Source organism: Azospirillum baldaniorum, from assembly GCF_003119195.2.
Classification (GTDB): domain Bacteria; phylum Pseudomonadota; class Alphaproteobacteria; order Azospirillales; family Azospirillaceae; genus Azospirillum; species Azospirillum baldaniorum.
This window is the reverse complement of record NZ_CP022253.1, coordinates 1253464-1267594: the sequence shown is the minus strand read 5'-3', so window position 1 is coordinate 1267594 and position 14131 is coordinate 1253464. Positions and strand designations below refer to the sequence as shown.

Genomic DNA, 14131 nt, shown 5'->3' with positions numbered 1-14131 from the left:
GCCATTCCAGCGAAGGACGACGACCATGGCCACCACCAACACCGACTACGGCAGCAGCTGGAACCTGAACCAGGCCAAGACGAAGACCGACACCTCCACCAAGACCACCAAGACCGCCGACGAGCAGAAGCTCGACACCGCGGTGAAGGGGCTGGGCGATAACTTCGAGCATTTCCTGAAGCTGCTGACCACGCAGATGCAGAACCAGGACCCGCTGAAGCCCATGGACACGAACGACATGACCAAGCAGCTGGTCGATTTCGCGAACGTGGAGCAGAACATCGGGAGCAACAGCCGCCTGGACAAGCTGCTGAAGCTGCAGAACGCCTCGACCAACTCGACCAACCTCGCCTATCTGGGCCGCACGGTCACCTTCGAGGGCGACAGCTTCGACTACACCCAGGGCATGACGGCGGCCCCGCTGGCCTACGAGCTGGAGAAGTCCGCCAAGTCGGTGCGCGTCGACATCCTGGACAGCAAGAACCGCGTCGTCCGGTCGATGACCGGCGAGACCACCGCCGGCACCAAGCATGTCGTGAACTGGGACTTCAGGGACGACGGCGGCAACGCCGTCCAGCCGGGCCAGTACCGCCTGAACATCGCCCCGGTGTCCGAGAAGAAGGACGACATCATCAAGGCGACCCCCTTCACCTTCGGCACGGTCAACGGCATCGGATCGAACAAGGACGGCGAAACCGTGGTCTCCGTCGGCAGCGTCGAGGTTCCGCTGTCCAAGCTTTCCAAGGTGTACTGAGGGTCTCGCCCTCACCCTCATAGGGGTCGTCCAAACGCCTGGAAAAAGGCATGGGCATGGGTCCGGACGGGCCTATGCGCCATGCCTTTTATGCTTAAAACATTAACCCTATCGTTTAGGCTTTTGTTAAGCGGAGAAGGGGTAGGTTACCACCAAATCGTGGAATACACTGCTGATGGTGGAGCGTCCGCGCATGTCATCTCGCGAGCTTGAAATGAGCGACGATGGCTCCAGTGGAGCGTCGGTCATCGGTCCAGCAGGACGGCCGATGACAGAAAATGATCTTCCCCCTCCGGACACCAAGCGCTGGGTCATGCGGCGCAAGGCGGAGGTCGTGGCCGGCGTGCGTTCGGGGCTGATCAGCCTCGAGGAGGCGTGCCGCCGCTACACCCTGTCCGTGGAGGAATTCCTGTCCTGGCAGCGGCTGATCGACAGCCACGGCATGCGGGGCCTGCGCGCCACGCGGCTGCAGGACTATCGTGGGAACCAGCCGCCACCGTCCGTGCGCAGCCGCATGGCCAGCACCGCCGCCGAATAAGCGACTTTCGGTCGCCGTCCGACCGGACCAGACCGCCGCAGGCCCGCCCTGCGGCGTCGTTGTTTTGTGTCCCGGCGCTTTGTCGGCAGGCATTTTCCGCCCCGACATTTTGCGTCCCGGCTGCTTTGCAATTTTTACGTGGCAGGTATCGCTTTCATTCCCGCCCCGCAAAGGTTAACGCAAAGCGACGGTGCCGCCACCCACGGGAGTCCGCCGACCGATGCGCTATCTTGACGACCTGACCCCCGGTGACCGCTTCAACGGCGGCCCGGTGACCGTGACGGAGGAGGACATCGTCGCCTTCGCACGGCAGTTCGACCCGCAGCCCTTCCACCTCGACCCCGAGGCGGCGCGGGACAGCGTCTTCGGCGGGCTGGCGGCGAGCGGCTGGCACACCGCCGGGCTGACCATGCGGATGATCGTCACGGGAGACGGCGCGCTCGCCGGCGGCTTCGTCGGGATGGGGGTGGAGGACATCCGCTGGCCCAAGCCCACCCGCCCCGGCGACGTTCTGCGCATCGAGAGCGAGATCCTGGAGGTCCGCGTGTCGGCCAAGCGCCCCGACCGCGGCATCGCCCGCGTGCGCACCATCACCCTCAACCAGGACGGCGAGACCGTGCAGCAGATGACCGCGAACCTGCTCGTCCCCCGCCGCCCCGGCACCGATAAGGGTTGATAGCGTAAGCAGAGCCCCAAACGCACAAAGGGCCGCCCGAGGGCAGCCCTTTTGTGTGCGTCGCTGTCGTGCCGTTGTCTCGGGAATGGTGGGCGCACAAGGACTCGAACCTTGGACCCGCTGATTAAGAGTCAGCTGCTCTACCAACTGAGCTATGCGCCCATTCCCATCCGGAGCGAAGCATCCGGCGGCGTGAAAGGAGTCCTGGGAACGATCCCTTTCGATCCGGAAAGTGATGGTGGGCGCACAAGGACTCGAACCTTGGACCCGCTGATTAAGAGTCAGCTGCTCTACCAACTGAGCTATGCGCCCATCACTTCTCGTTCACACCGGCACCGGAGCCTTCGTCTCTGCGTCAGGGGGTGCCTGACCGTATCGACTAGGGTTCCTGTCCGGCCAAGCCGTCGTCCCGGCCGGTGTGGCGCGGTTTATAACGAAGGGTCCGAGGCTTGTCGATACCAAAATGGATAGGATCGCATTTTTTTGCGGGGCTCATTCCGGCTCCGCACACACCCCTCAAAACCGCCCTCTTCGGCCGCCTTCTTTGACAGCCGGCCAAGCCCGGCGGTATCACCCTTCCCCAGCGGACGGCAGGACCGGTGGACGGAGGGAGTGGAGACGATGCAGGGCTGGACCGAGGGCTATGTGGGCGGAATCGGCTACATCCACGCCTTCTATCGGGAACTGTCGCCGGCGCTGCTGTCCTTCGCGCTGACCCTGCGCGGCTGGCGGTCGCCGATGGACCTCGCCGGGTCCTTCACCTGCGCGGAGATCGGCTGCGGCCAGGGGGTGAGCAGCGCCGTCCTGGCCGGCTGCCATCCCGACGCCCGGTTCGAGGCGGTGGACTTCAACCCCGGCCACATCGCCGGCGCCCAGCGCCTCGCCGCCGAGGCCGGGCTGGGCAACGCCGCCTTCCTGGAGGAGAGCTTCGCCGAATACGCCGAAGGCGGGGCCAAGAACCTGGACATCGTGACTTTGCACGGCGTCTGGTCCTGGGTCAGCGCGGAGAACCGGGCGATTCTGGTGGACCTGCTGAAGCGGCGGCTGAAGCCCGGCGGGCTGGCCTTCGTCAGCTACAACGCCCTGCCCGGCACGCTCGCCTACATGCCGCTGCGCCGCGTCCTGGTCGAGCATTGCGCCGACCGCACCGGCCCGCTGCCGGAGCGGATCGAGGAGGCCGTGGCTTTCGCCAGCCGCCTGACCGCCCTCAACGCCGGCTGGTTCGCCCAGGCCGACGCGCTGCCGGCGCGGCTGGACTCGCTGAAGCGCAAATCGCCCAACTACATCGCCCATGAATATCTGAACCGCGACTGGACGGCCTTCTACCACGCCAACGTGGCGCGGGAACTGGCGGCGGCCAAGCTGGACTTCGCCGGTCCCGCCGTCCCGATGGAGCAGATGGACGAGCTGTCCCTGCCGCCGGATGCCCTGCCCCTGCTGGCCGAGGCGCGCGACCCAGCCTACCGCGAGACGCTGCGCGACCTGCTGACCAACCGCGCCTTCCGCCGCGACCTGTTTGTGAAAGGCGCCGGGCGGCTGACCGCGGCGGAACGGCGGGACCGGCTGCGCGCCACCCGCTTCGCCCTTCTGGTGCCACCCGACGATCTGCCGGAGGTGATCCTGGCCCCGGTCGGGCGCGTGCCCCTGCCGCAGGACCTCCACGGCCCGCTGGCCGAGGCGCTGGCCGCCGGCACGCCCACGCTGGCCGAATTGTCGGCCCTTCCCGCCCTGGCCCGCTATGGCGAGGAGGCCGTGCTGCGCGCGCTGATGATCCTGACCAGCCTGGCGCTGGCGGCGCCCGCCCTGCCCGAGGCCGGTCAGGTGGCGCGCGCGCTCCAGAGCGACCGCTTCAACGCAGCCATCCTGGAGCGCAACCGCCGCGACGACACGCTGGACACGCTGGCGTCGCCCGTTCTCGGCTCCGGCGTCGCGGTGTCGCGGCTGGAGGCGCTGTTCCTGCTGGCCCGGCGCCGCGGCGCCGACCCCGCGGCGACCGCCTGGGAAGCGCTGTCGGCCGATGGGCTCGTCCTGTCGCGCGATGGCGCGCGGCTCGACGGAGAGGAGGCGAATCTGGCGGAGCTGCGCGCCCGGTTCGACCGCTTCACCCGCTTGCGCCTGCCCACCCTGCGCCGCCTCGGCGTGGCGTAACCGGGAGGCGGCGCGTCAGGTCCGGAACCAGTCGAGGCAGCCGGTCGGCAGCAACGTGTTGCTGACCAGCAGGGCGCCGTGCCGGTACAGCGCCGTCGGGCTGCCGGCCTCGCCCAGGTCGATGGCCCAGAGCTGGCCGGAAGGGTCCTGCCAGACCGTCCGCCCGTCCACCGCCGCCACGGCGGCGAAGACGTCCGGCGCCGTCGTGCCGGGTTTGAACAGCACCATCACCGTCGTCACGCCCGGCGGCGGCAGAGCGGCGACCGGCCCGGCGATCAGGACCACCAGCGTCAGGACGACGGGCACCGCGCGGCCACCGTTGCCTCCTCCCCCGCCACGCCGCAGCCGCCAGCCCGCCGCGACGACGGCGACGCCGAAGACGACGAACCACAGCAGGTCCCAGAGCAGCGGGTTCGCCGAATCCATGCGGATGCGGTGGATGCCGAGAATCCAGTGGGACAGGACGCCGTCGATCAGGTGCCAGGCGCCGAAGCCGATCAGCGCGTTGGCGAACATCTGGCGGTCCGCCCCGGGCTCGGCGAAGCGGTGCCGGCTCCGCCAGAGCAGCCACAGGCCGCCGGCCGCGACGACGTACATCGCGGCGTGGAACAGGCCGTCCGCCAGGATCTGGACGCGGATGTCCTGGACGGCGGAGGACTCGACCGCCGACAGCAGGTGATGCCACTGCAGCACCTGATGCAGCAGGATTCCGTCGAAGAAGCCGCCCAGCGCGAAGCCCAGCAGGTAGCCTGCCCAGGGAAACCCCGCGGCCGCCCGCGCCGGTGAAGGAGAATGCGTCGTGTCTGAGGACATGGCCGGACAACCGCCGCAAGCGCGGACGGGTTCCGGATGAGGCGCCCGAGGGGCTCCTTACCCGCTGACCAGCCCGGCCTCGTCCGCCGCACGGTCGAACTGGAGCGCCGCAAGGCGGGCGTAGAGGCCGCCCTCGCGGACCAGATCGGCATGGCGCCCGGTGGCGACGACGCGCCCCTGCTCCATCACCACGATCCGGTCGGCGTTCAGGACGGTCGCCAGCCGGTGGGCGATGATGATCGTTGTGCGCCGGGTCATCAGCTTGTCCAGCGCGTCCTGCACCATGCGCTCGCTCTCCGCGTCGAGCGCGCTGGTCGCCTCGTCGAGCAGCAGAACCGGCGGGTCGCGCAGGATGGCCCGCGCGATGGACAGGCGCTGGCGCTGGCCGCCCGACAGCCGCACGCCCTTCTCGCCCAGGAACGTGTCCAGCCCCTCGGGCAACGCCTGCAGGAACTCCAGCGCGTGGGCCGCCTCGGCGGCGGCGAGCACCTCCGCGTCGCTGGCGTCCGGACGCCCGTAGCGGATGTTCTCCCAGGCGTTGGCGGAGAAGACCACCGGGTCCTGCGCCACGAGACCGAGCCGCCGCCGCACCTCCACCGGATCGGCGTCGCGGACGTCCACCCCGTCCAGGGTGACCGCTCCGGCCTGCGGATCGTAGAAGCGCAGCAGAAGCTGGAACACCGTGGATTTGCCGGAGCCCGACGGGCCGACCAGGGCCACCGTCTCGCCCGGCTCGATCTCCAGGGAGAATTCCTTCAGCGCCGCCCAGTCCGGGCGCGACGGGTAATGGAAACGCACGTCGCGGAACGACAGTGCCCCCTGCGCCGGTTCCGGCAGGGCGCGCGGGTTGGCCGGGGCGCGGATTTCCGGTTCGGTGTCCAGCAGGTCGAACAGCCGCTCCGTGGCGCCGGCGGCGCGCTGAAGGTCGCCGGCCACCTCGCTGATCGCCCCGACCGAACCGGCGACGACCACCGAATAGATGACGAAGGCCGAGAGCTGCCCCACGGTCAACCGCCCGGCCAGCACGTCATGTCCGCCGATCCACAGGATGAGGCCGACCGAACCGAACACCAGCACGATGACGATCATCGTCATGATGGCGCGCACCGTCACCCGCCGCCGGGCGGTGGCGAAGGCGTCCTCCACCCGCGCCCCGAACAGGCTGCGGTCGATGGTCTCATGCGTGTAGGCCTGCATCGTGCGGATGGCGCCCAGCGTCTCCTCCACGAAGGAGCCGAGGTCGGCGATCTTGTCCTGGCTGGCCCGCGACAGGGCGCGCACCCGCCGCCCCAGGATGATGATCGGCAGGATGACCACCGGCACGCCCAGGAACACCAGCCCCGCCAGCTTCGGCGACGTCACCAACAGCATCGCCGTGCCGCCAACGAACATCAGCGTGTTGCGCAGCGCGATCGAGACGGAGGAGCCGACCACGGTCTGAAGCACCTCGGTGTCGGTGGTCAGGCGCGTCAGGATCTCGCCGGTCTTGGTGGTCTCGAAGAAGCCGGGGGAGAGCTTCACCACATGGCTGTAGACGGCGCGGCGGATGTCGGCCACCACCCGCTCGCCGATCCAGCTCACCAGATAGAAGCGCCCGAAGGTCGAGGCGGCCATCAGCACGATGACCACCAGCAGAACCAGGAGCGCCCGGTCGAGCAGGGCCGAATCGCCCGCGACGAAGCCCTGGTCCACCAGGACGCGCATCCCCTGCCCCAGCCCCAGCACGGTCCCGGCGGCAACGGTCAGGGCCAGCATGGCGCCCAGAATCTGCAACCGGTATGGCCACAGGAAAGGAAACAGCCGGCGCAGCGGCGACAGGTTGCGCCGGCGCGACGCGGAGGAAGGCGCCCCTTCGGACACCGGATCGGATTTCGACGAATGACGGGACACCGGGGCTCCCCAGCGGCAGGACGATGTGCAGGCGGTGCACGGGGGCAAACCCGGCATATAGCAAGGGGTGGGCCTATGAACAAGGTATGGTGTGGCCACCCGATTGAACCATACAGTCACAAAGACGTGGAGAACCCGCCGTGACCGCCGCGTTCCGAAAACGCTCGAATCCTCTGTGCCCCGGTGTCTCCGTGGTGAAGGATGGGGGTGGCAGAGCGAAGCGGCGGTGGTTTGGAACCACCCGCCTTTCCGGCGCAGGAACGCGGTTGCATCATGCCGCATGCTTTGCTATAGACCGCGCTCGCTTTGCAGGAACCCCGGCCATGAAGACTGATATCCATCCCGACTACCACGAGATCAACGTGGTGATGACCGACGGCAGCACGTTCAAGACCCGCTCCACGATGGGCAAGCCGGGCGATACGCTGCGCCTCGACATCGACCCGAAGTCGCACCCGGCTTGGACCGGCGTGCAGAAGCTGCTGGACACGGGCGGCCAGATCGCCAAGTTCAACAAGCGCTTCGCGAGCTTCGGCCTGAAGAAGTAATCTTCTTCGTCCGCAAAACGAAAAGGGGCGTCCGGTTCGCCGGACGCCCTTTTCGCGTTTGCGGCTTTTGAGAAAGCCGACCGTCAGCTGGCCAGAGCCACCGCGTCGCGGGCGCGCTCGTCCAGCCGGGCGACGCGCATGTAGAGCCGGTGGCTGCGCTCCAGAAGGCTGCGCAGGCCTTCCGGAAGCTGCTCGTTGTCGGGGCCGGAGGGATCGGTGCAGATGTCCCCTCCCGACAGGGCGAAATCGTCGCTCGCCGCCTGCTCGCGGGTCATTTCCCCGGCATGGACGGCCTTCTGCGCCAGCAGCCAAGCCATGACCTGGGTCAGCCGGCTGGTCACCCGCATCGATTCGTACGAGATCTGAAGCCGGACATGGGGCGGTAGCGCCCGATGGCTGGCGGCGTCATGATAGGCGATGTAATTGCGCGCCTCGATCAGCAGCGCCATCGTCTCATCATAAGTCCCGTTGAAGAAGGTCGGTGTTTCCATCACGGCCGTACCCCTCCCGCGGCCGGATGGCCCGATTCCGAGCCTCGCCGCAACTGATTAACAATCGGTTTGTGGATGTGGAGCCCCGCCTTCCGCCCTATGGCCGGGGACGGCGCGGTCCGGTGAATTTCGAAAAGCGCGCTCTTGAACGGGAAGAACGCTCGCTTATCTGTCGCGGTATCGGCGGACGCCCAGTTGGGGTTCGCCGGATCCGCAAGCCGAGGGACCGACGATGATCGTGGTCCCCGATCGCTGTATCGCTCTTTTGGAGGATATGTCATGCGCTCCTACGACCTTTCGCCCCTGTTCCGTTCGACCGTCGGGTTCGACCGCCTCTCGCGTCTCCTGGAGAACGCGATGACCGGCGACGAGGCCGCCGCGTCCTACCCGCCCTACAACATCGAGAAGACGGGCGACGATGCTTACCGGATCACCATGGCCGTCGCCGGCTTTGGCCCGGAGGATCTGGAGATCACCGCTCAGCAGAACTCTTTGGTGGTCACAGGGAAAGCTAAGAAGGAACAGGAGACCGGCCAATTCCTCTACCGGGGTATTGCCGGCCGCGCTTTCGAGCGCCGCTTTCAGCTTGCCGACTTCATCAAGGTGGGCAACGCCAATCTGCTGAACGGGCTGCTCCATATCGATCTGGTGCGCGAGGTGCCGGAAACGATGAAGCCGCGGACCATTCAGATCGGCACCACCGGTACGGCGAAGCCCGCGCTGACCCAGCAGGCTGCGTAACCGCGCAGGCTGCGTAACCGCAAGGCATCACGCACCAGCGCATCACGCGTCGACAAGGCGCCCCGGGAAACCGGGGCGCCGTTTTTGCGTTCGCAGCGATCCGTCGCCGCCCCCGTCACGCATCGTCCATTCCCCGGCTCGGCGGCAAGGCCACGGTCACCGTGGTCCCCTGCCCCGGCGCGCTGTCGATGCGCAGCGTGCCGCCATGCGCCTCGACCAGCCGCTTCGAGATGGACAGGCCAAGTCCCATTCCCTCGTAGCGCCGCGCCATCGACTGGTCGACCTGGGCGAAGGGCGTCATCACCGTCGGCAGATCCTCCGCCGCGATGCCGATGCCGGTGTCCGTCACCGACAGTTCCACCCCGCCGTCGCTCCCGCAGCGCGCGCGGACGACGGCGGTCCCACCGGGATTGGAGAATTTCACCGCGTTCGACAGCAGGTTCACCAGCACCTGCCGCAGGCGAAGCGCGTCGCCGAACAGCGTCGGCAGGCCATCCTCCAGATCGATGCGGATCGGCACGCCGCGCTTGCCCGACTGGATGGCGACGAGGTTCAGCGCCTCCCCCACCAGGGCGGACGGCTCGACGGGAGTTTCGTTCAGCCGCAGCCCGCCGGCCTCGATGGTCGTGATGTCCAGGATGTCGTCGATGATCGCCAGCAGATGCTCGCCGGATTGACGGATCGACCCGGCATAGTCGATGTAACGGTCGACTTCCCCCGTCCCAAGCAGCCGCATCTCGATCACCTGGGCGAAGCCGATGACCGCGTTCAGCGGGGTCCGCAGTTCGTGGCTCATGACCTGGAGGAAGGTCGATTTGGCGCGGTCCGCGGACTCGGCGGCTTCCTTCGCCGCGATCAGGTCGCTTTCGCTCCGCTTGCGGGCGGTGATGTCGCGGATGATGCCGGTGAAGACGCGGCGCCCGCCCGTCTCGACCGCGCTCACCGACACCTCGATGGGGAAGCGATCGCCGTCACCGCCCCGCACCGCCACGGCCTCCCGTACGGCCCCGGCGCCATGCGCTTCGCCGCCGGGCTGGTAGACGGCCAGCCCGCCATCCTGAAGCAGACCAACCATGTCAGGGATCAGCCGGTCGATCCGGCTCCACAGCATGTCCGCCGCCGGGATGCCGAACATCGCCTCCGCCGCCGGGTTGAAGCTGTGGACGATGCCCTCCCCGTCCATGGTGACGATGGCGTCGGCGGCGGCGTCCACGATGGCGTTGGTCCGGGCCTCCGCCATCAGCAGGGCGTCGGCGGTCCGCACATATTCGGTCATGTCGGTCAGCGTGCCGACGCAGCCCTGCACCCGCCCGTCCGCATCGGTCAGCGGCGAGCCCTGGCATAGGGCGAAGGTGACCGTGCCGTCGGTTGCGCAGAACCGCAGATTCAGCAGAACCGGCAGCCCCGCCGCCACGGCCTGCGCCCAATCCGCCTCCAGCCGCTTGCGGTCGTCCGGATGCAGCGACGCGCGCCAGGCATGGCCGGACAGGGCATCGGGAGACAACCCGGCGATGGCGGCAAAGCGCGGGTTGGCGAAGACGATGCCGCCGTCCCGATCCGTCTGGAAAATGCCGACCGGGGCGGAGCGGGCCAGCGTCTGGTAGAGCGCTTCGCTCGCCCGCAGCCGCTGTTCGGTCTCCACCCGGTCGGTCACGTCGCGGGCGTGGATGACGATTCCCCGGACTTTGGGATCGTCCGGCCGGTTGAACGCCGTCGTCTCCATATGGCGCCACCCGCCCGCCGCGTGGCGCACCCGGCAGAGGAACGGACCGCCGTCCTCGACGGATGCGCCATGGCCGCAGCGGGCGAGACGTCGGACAGCCTCCTCCCGGTCGTCCGGATGCACGTGTTCCAGTACGGGTGTCCCCAGCAGCGCCTCCGCAGGGGTGCCAAGCACGCGAAGGCACGCGCTTCCCACATCGATGAACCGACCGTCCGACGACAGCACGGCGACGATGTCGCCGGCGTTGGCCATCAGGGCATGAACATACCGCTCAAGACTCCGCACAGAACACCATTCCGCATCGCCGCTCCAATGCAGAACAGTAAGACGCCAATCCGTTAACGATTCATGACGTCCTTGTAATCAACGAAGAAACAACAGGCTTAGCGCGCGGAGAATTGCGCCGAAAAGGCATCTGTGGTTGCGTCCGGTGCTTCCGTCATAACCATATGGCCTATGCCGGACAGCTGGATGACTTCGGAATGCCTAACCTTAGCGGCGAGAGCCTTGCCGGATTTCGCCGGGGTCATACGGTCGACTCCACCCAGCAGGAACAGCGCCGGACAAGACACCGCCGCCGCCGCCGCGCCGCCGCGGATATAGGCGTTGCAGGCGCCCAGATCGACGCCCAGCACGCCGGGCCGCGCCCGCTGCATCAATCGCCGCCCGCCGGGGAGCAGCGACAGTCCAGGGGCCGCCGCGCCGCCGACATGCCCGCGCGGCCCATGCCCCCATCCGATGACCAGCTCGATGGCGGACGGGTCGTTCAGCGCCGCGGCGGCGAGCAGGTCGGGATGGACCGGCATCGTCTCCGCCACCCCCAGCAGGGCCAGCGATTCAACGCGGTCGCCATGCCGCGCCGCGGTTTCCAGGGCCACCAGAGCGCCCATGGAGTGGCCGGCGAGCGCCGCCTTCGCCACCCCTGCCGCGTCCAGCAACGCCACGATCCAGTCCGCCAACTCCTCGATGGACGGCAGCGGGGCCCCGCCGGAGCGGCCGTGGCCCGGCAGGTCCACCGCCAGGACCGACCGCCCGTGATGGGCGAGGTAGCGGCTTTGCAGGCTCCACACCGTGTGGTCCATGCCGGCGCCGTGGATCAGCACCAGCGCCGGCCGGGCCGGGTCGAAGGGCCGCCCGCCGGTGTGGGCGTAGACGGTCTGGCCGTTGACGGTCAGTTCCATGGCAGTCTCCTCACGCCTTCGTCGCGGCGCGCAGCGCCTGGCGCAGATCGTCGATCAGGTCGTCGCAATCCTCCAGCCCGATGGACAGTCGGATCATGTCCTCCCCCACCCCGGCGGCGGCGAGCGCCTCGGCGTCGAGCTGGGCATGGGTGGTGCTGGCGGGATGGATGACCAGCGACTTGGCGTCGCCGACGTTGGCGAGGTGGGAGAACAGCGCCAGCTTCTCGATGAAGCGCCGCCCGGCTTCCCGCCCGCCCTTGATCCCGAAGGAAATGATCGAGCCGGCGCCGTGCGGCAAAAGCTGGGCGCGCAGCCGGTGATCGGGATGGTCGGGCAGTTCGGGATGGGTGACCCAGGCGACGCTGCCGTTCTCCGCGTAGGCCTCCGATTCGAGGAAGCCCAGCACCTTGCGGGTGTTGTGGATGTGGCCCTTCATGCGCAGCGGCAGGGTTTCCACGCCCTGGAGGATCTGGAAGGCGTTCATCGGGCTCATGCAGGCGCCGAAGTCGCGCAGGCCCTCCGCGCGGGCGCGCATGACGAAGGCCGCCGGCCCGTATTCCTCCGCGAAGTCGATGCCGTGATAGCCGGCGTAGGGCTCGGTCAGGGTCGGGAACTTGCCGGACGCCTCCCAGTCGAAGGTGCCGCCGTCGATCACCACCCCGCCGATGGCGACGCCGTGCCCGGCCAGCCACTTGGTGCAGGAATGCATGACCAGATCGGCGCCGACGCTCAGCGGCTTGCACAGATAGGGCGTGACGAAGGTCGCATCGACCATCAGCGGCAGCCCTGCCTCGTGCGCGATGGCCGACAGGCTGGGGATGTCCAGCACCTCCAGCCCCGGGTTGCCCAGCACCTCGCCGAACAGCAGCCGCGTCTCCGGCCGGATGGCCGCGCGGAAGCCGTCGAGGTCGCGCGGATTCACGAAGGTCGTGGTGATGCCGAATCGCGGCAGCGTGTAGGCCAGCAGGTTGCGGCTGCCGCCGTAGATCGAGGAGGAGGCGACGATGTGCCCGCCCGCGTCCATGAGCGTCATGATGGCGAGCGTCAACGCCGCCTGGCCGCTGGCCGTACAGACCGCGCCGACACCGCCGTCCAGAGCCGCCAGCCGCTCCTCCAGCACCGCCACCGTGGGGTTTGAGATGCGGGAGTAGATGTGCCCCGGCCGTTCCAGGTTGAACAGCGAGGCGGCGTGGTCGGTGTCGTCGAAGACGTAGGACGTGGACTGGTAGATCGGCACCGCCCGCGCCCCGGTGGCCGGATCGGGCCGCTGGCCGGCGTGCAGGCTCAGCGTGTCGAACTTGAGGAACTTGGCGTCGGCCATTCCCTTCCCCCTGAAAAAGGTAAGGGCCGCCCGTGGTGCGAGCGGCCCTCTGCTGCTTCGTTTTTTGCCTGCCCTGCTCAACTCGGTGAGCTGATTTGCGGGGAGGGTATGGCTGGATGACGCAAAGGTCAAGTAGTGGCTTTCCGAAAGTTGCCTCAGAATTCGAAGCAATTCATTCCACCCCAACCATCGTCTCCTCGGCCAGCCAATCGACCACCTGGGCCAGGGCCTCCCAGCCGGTGGCGCCCTGCTCCAGCGCCTCGCGGTAGATGGCCACCTGCCGGTGGGCGCTGGTGCCGCGGCGGATGATGTCGCGGGCGTTGGCGACCTCCGCCACGCAATCGAATCGCTCCGCGTCCTCGCGGGTCAACTCGATCAGCTCCTCCATCAGGTCGGCGTAGGGAACGATGGTGCCGCGCCCGAAATCGACCAGCCCCTCGTCGAGGCCGTAGCGCTGGGCGCGCCAGCGATTCTCGCCGATCAGCAGGTTCTTGTAGGGGCGCCACGTCACGTTCGTCAGCCGCAACCGCCACAGCATCCGCAGCAGGCAGCGGAACAGCGCCGCCACCGTCACCGCGTCGTCGAGGCGGGTGCAGACGTCGGTGATCCGCATCTCCAGCGTCGGGAAGCGCTGGGACGGGCGGATGTCCCACCACAGCTTGCTCGCGTCCTCGATGATCCCGGCGTTGACCAGGACATTCACCTGCTGCTGATACTCGCCGAAGCTCTGGAAGCTGTCGGGCATGCCGGTGCGCGGCAACTCGTTCCACACCGCCAGCCGGTAGGATTTCCGCTGCATGTCCTGCCCCCGCCAGAAGGGCGAGGAGGTGGACAGCGCCAGCAGATGCGGCAGGAAATAGCGGACCTGATTCATCAGGTCGATGCGCAGGTCGTCGTCCTCGATCCCGACATGGACGTGCATGCCGCAGATCATCAGGCGCCGCGCCGGTGCGCCCAGGTCGCGGGCCAGCATGTTGTAGCGGTCGCGGTTGGTGTGCTTCTGCGGTTCCCACGCGGCGAAGGGATGGGTGGAGGCGGCGATGGGCGCCAGATTATGGGCGCGCGCCACCCCGGCCACCGTCGCGCGCAGCCGCGCCAGTTCCGCCCGTGCCTCCTTCAGACTGGAGCAGACCGGCGTGCCGACCTCGATCTGGCAGCGCAGGAATTCCGGATGGATCTGGCCCGGCGCCTGCTCCTGGCAGGCCTCCAGCATCTCGTCCGGCGGGTTGCGCGCGATGTCCCGCGAGTTGCGGTCCACCAGCAGATACTCCTCCTCAAGCCCCAGCGTGAAGGCTGGCTCCATGTAC

Annotated in this window: 13 protein-coding genes and 2 tRNA genes; 6 read left to right on the top strand and 9 right to left on the bottom strand. The window is 68.1% G+C overall.

What is annotated here, in order from left to right; all coding sequences use genetic code 11:
- Positions 1–25 precede the first annotated feature (25 nt).
- The 3 genes from Sp245p_RS05935 (at position 26) to Sp245p_RS05925 (ending at position 1968) form a co-directional block, all read left to right on the top strand.
- Positions 26–754, top strand: coding sequence for a flagellar hook assembly protein FlgD (locus Sp245p_RS05935; protein ID WP_014241000.1), 729 nt, complete (start codon positions 26–28; stop codon positions 752–754).
- A gap of 175 nt (positions 755–929) precedes the next feature.
- On the top strand, positions 930–1292 hold the full coding sequence (gene sciP, locus Sp245p_RS05930; protein WP_425321498.1) for a CtrA inhibitor SciP: 363 nt from the start codon (positions 930–932) through the stop codon (positions 1290–1292).
- A 220-nt stretch (positions 1293–1512) separates the two neighbouring features.
- Positions 1513–1968 (top strand): MaoC family dehydratase, encoded by a 456-nt coding sequence (locus tag Sp245p_RS05925; protein ID WP_014241002.1) that lies wholly within the window; start codon positions 1513–1515, stop codon positions 1966–1968.
- Between the two features lie 86 nt (positions 1969–2054).
- Here the strand turns inward: Sp245p_RS05925 and Sp245p_RS05920 are convergent.
- Together Sp245p_RS05920 and Sp245p_RS05915 are read right to left on the bottom strand one after the other, a co-directional pair.
- Positions 2055–2130, bottom strand: a tRNA-Lys gene (locus Sp245p_RS05920).
- Between the two features lie 74 nt (positions 2131–2204).
- Positions 2205–2280 (bottom strand) — tRNA-Lys (locus tag Sp245p_RS05915).
- 309 nt (positions 2281–2589) lie between these two features.
- Here Sp245p_RS05915 and Sp245p_RS05910 point away from each other — a divergent pair.
- Positions 2590–4116: a class I SAM-dependent methyltransferase gene (locus Sp245p_RS05910; protein ID WP_014241004.1), complete on the top strand. Its 1527-nt coding sequence runs from the start codon at positions 2590–2592 to the stop codon at positions 4114–4116.
- A 15-nt stretch (positions 4117–4131) separates the two neighbouring features.
- Here Sp245p_RS05910 and Sp245p_RS05905 read toward each other — a convergent pair whose 3' ends face one another.
- Together Sp245p_RS05905 and Sp245p_RS05900 are read right to left on the bottom strand one after the other, a co-directional pair.
- The gene (locus Sp245p_RS05905) at positions 4132–4929 is read right to left on the bottom strand and encodes a DUF2243 domain-containing protein (protein ID WP_109138403.1); all 798 of its coding nucleotides are present in this window, start codon (positions 4927–4929) and stop codon (positions 4132–4134) included.
- A 57-nt stretch (positions 4930–4986) separates the two neighbouring features.
- Positions 4987–6819, bottom strand: coding sequence for an ABC transporter transmembrane domain-containing protein (locus Sp245p_RS05900; protein ID WP_244947629.1), 1833 nt, complete (start codon positions 6817–6819; stop codon positions 4987–4989).
- 323 nt (positions 6820–7142) lie between these two features.
- Here Sp245p_RS05900 and rpmE point away from each other — a divergent pair, with 323 nt between their 5' ends.
- Positions 7143–7367, top strand: coding sequence for a 50S ribosomal protein L31 (gene rpmE, locus Sp245p_RS05895; protein WP_014241009.1), 225 nt, complete (start codon positions 7143–7145; stop codon positions 7365–7367).
- An 83-nt stretch (positions 7368–7450) separates the two neighbouring features.
- On the opposite strand, the gene Sp245p_RS05890 is transcribed toward rpmE, so the two are convergent.
- Positions 7451–7858, bottom strand: coding sequence for a DUF1465 family protein (locus tag Sp245p_RS05890; protein WP_041811155.1), 408 nt, complete (start codon positions 7856–7858; stop codon positions 7451–7453).
- A gap of 279 nt (positions 7859–8137) precedes the next feature.
- On the opposite strand from Sp245p_RS05890, the gene Sp245p_RS05885 reads away from it, so the two are divergent.
- Positions 8138–8599 (top strand): Hsp20 family protein, encoded by a 462-nt coding sequence (locus Sp245p_RS05885; RefSeq protein ID WP_014241011.1) that lies wholly within the window; start codon positions 8138–8140, stop codon positions 8597–8599.
- Between the two features lie 115 nt (positions 8600–8714).
- Here Sp245p_RS05885 and Sp245p_RS05880 read toward each other — a convergent pair whose 3' ends face one another.
- From Sp245p_RS05880 to Sp245p_RS05865, 4 genes are all read right to left on the bottom strand, one after another.
- Positions 8715–10607, bottom strand: a complete 1893-nt coding sequence (locus tag Sp245p_RS05880; protein WP_275042712.1) for a sensor histidine kinase — start codon at positions 10605–10607, stop codon at positions 8715–8717.
- Positions 10608–10705: 98 nt separating this feature from the next.
- Complete coding sequence (locus Sp245p_RS05875) at positions 10706–11503, bottom strand: alpha/beta fold hydrolase (protein ID WP_014241013.1); 798 nt, start codon at positions 11501–11503, stop codon at positions 10706–10708.
- Positions 11504–11513: 10 nt separating this feature from the next.
- Positions 11514–12824 carry an O-acetylhomoserine aminocarboxypropyltransferase gene (locus tag Sp245p_RS05870; RefSeq protein WP_014241014.1) on the bottom strand — a complete coding sequence of 437 codons (1311 nt, stop codon included), beginning with the start codon at positions 12822–12824 and terminating at the stop codon, positions 11514–11516.
- Positions 12825–12996: 172 nt separating this feature from the next.
- Complete coding sequence (locus Sp245p_RS05865; RefSeq protein ID WP_014241015.1) at positions 12997–14127, bottom strand: carboxylate-amine ligase; 1131 nt, start codon at positions 14125–14127, stop codon at positions 12997–12999.
- Positions 14128–14131 lie beyond the last annotated feature (4 nt).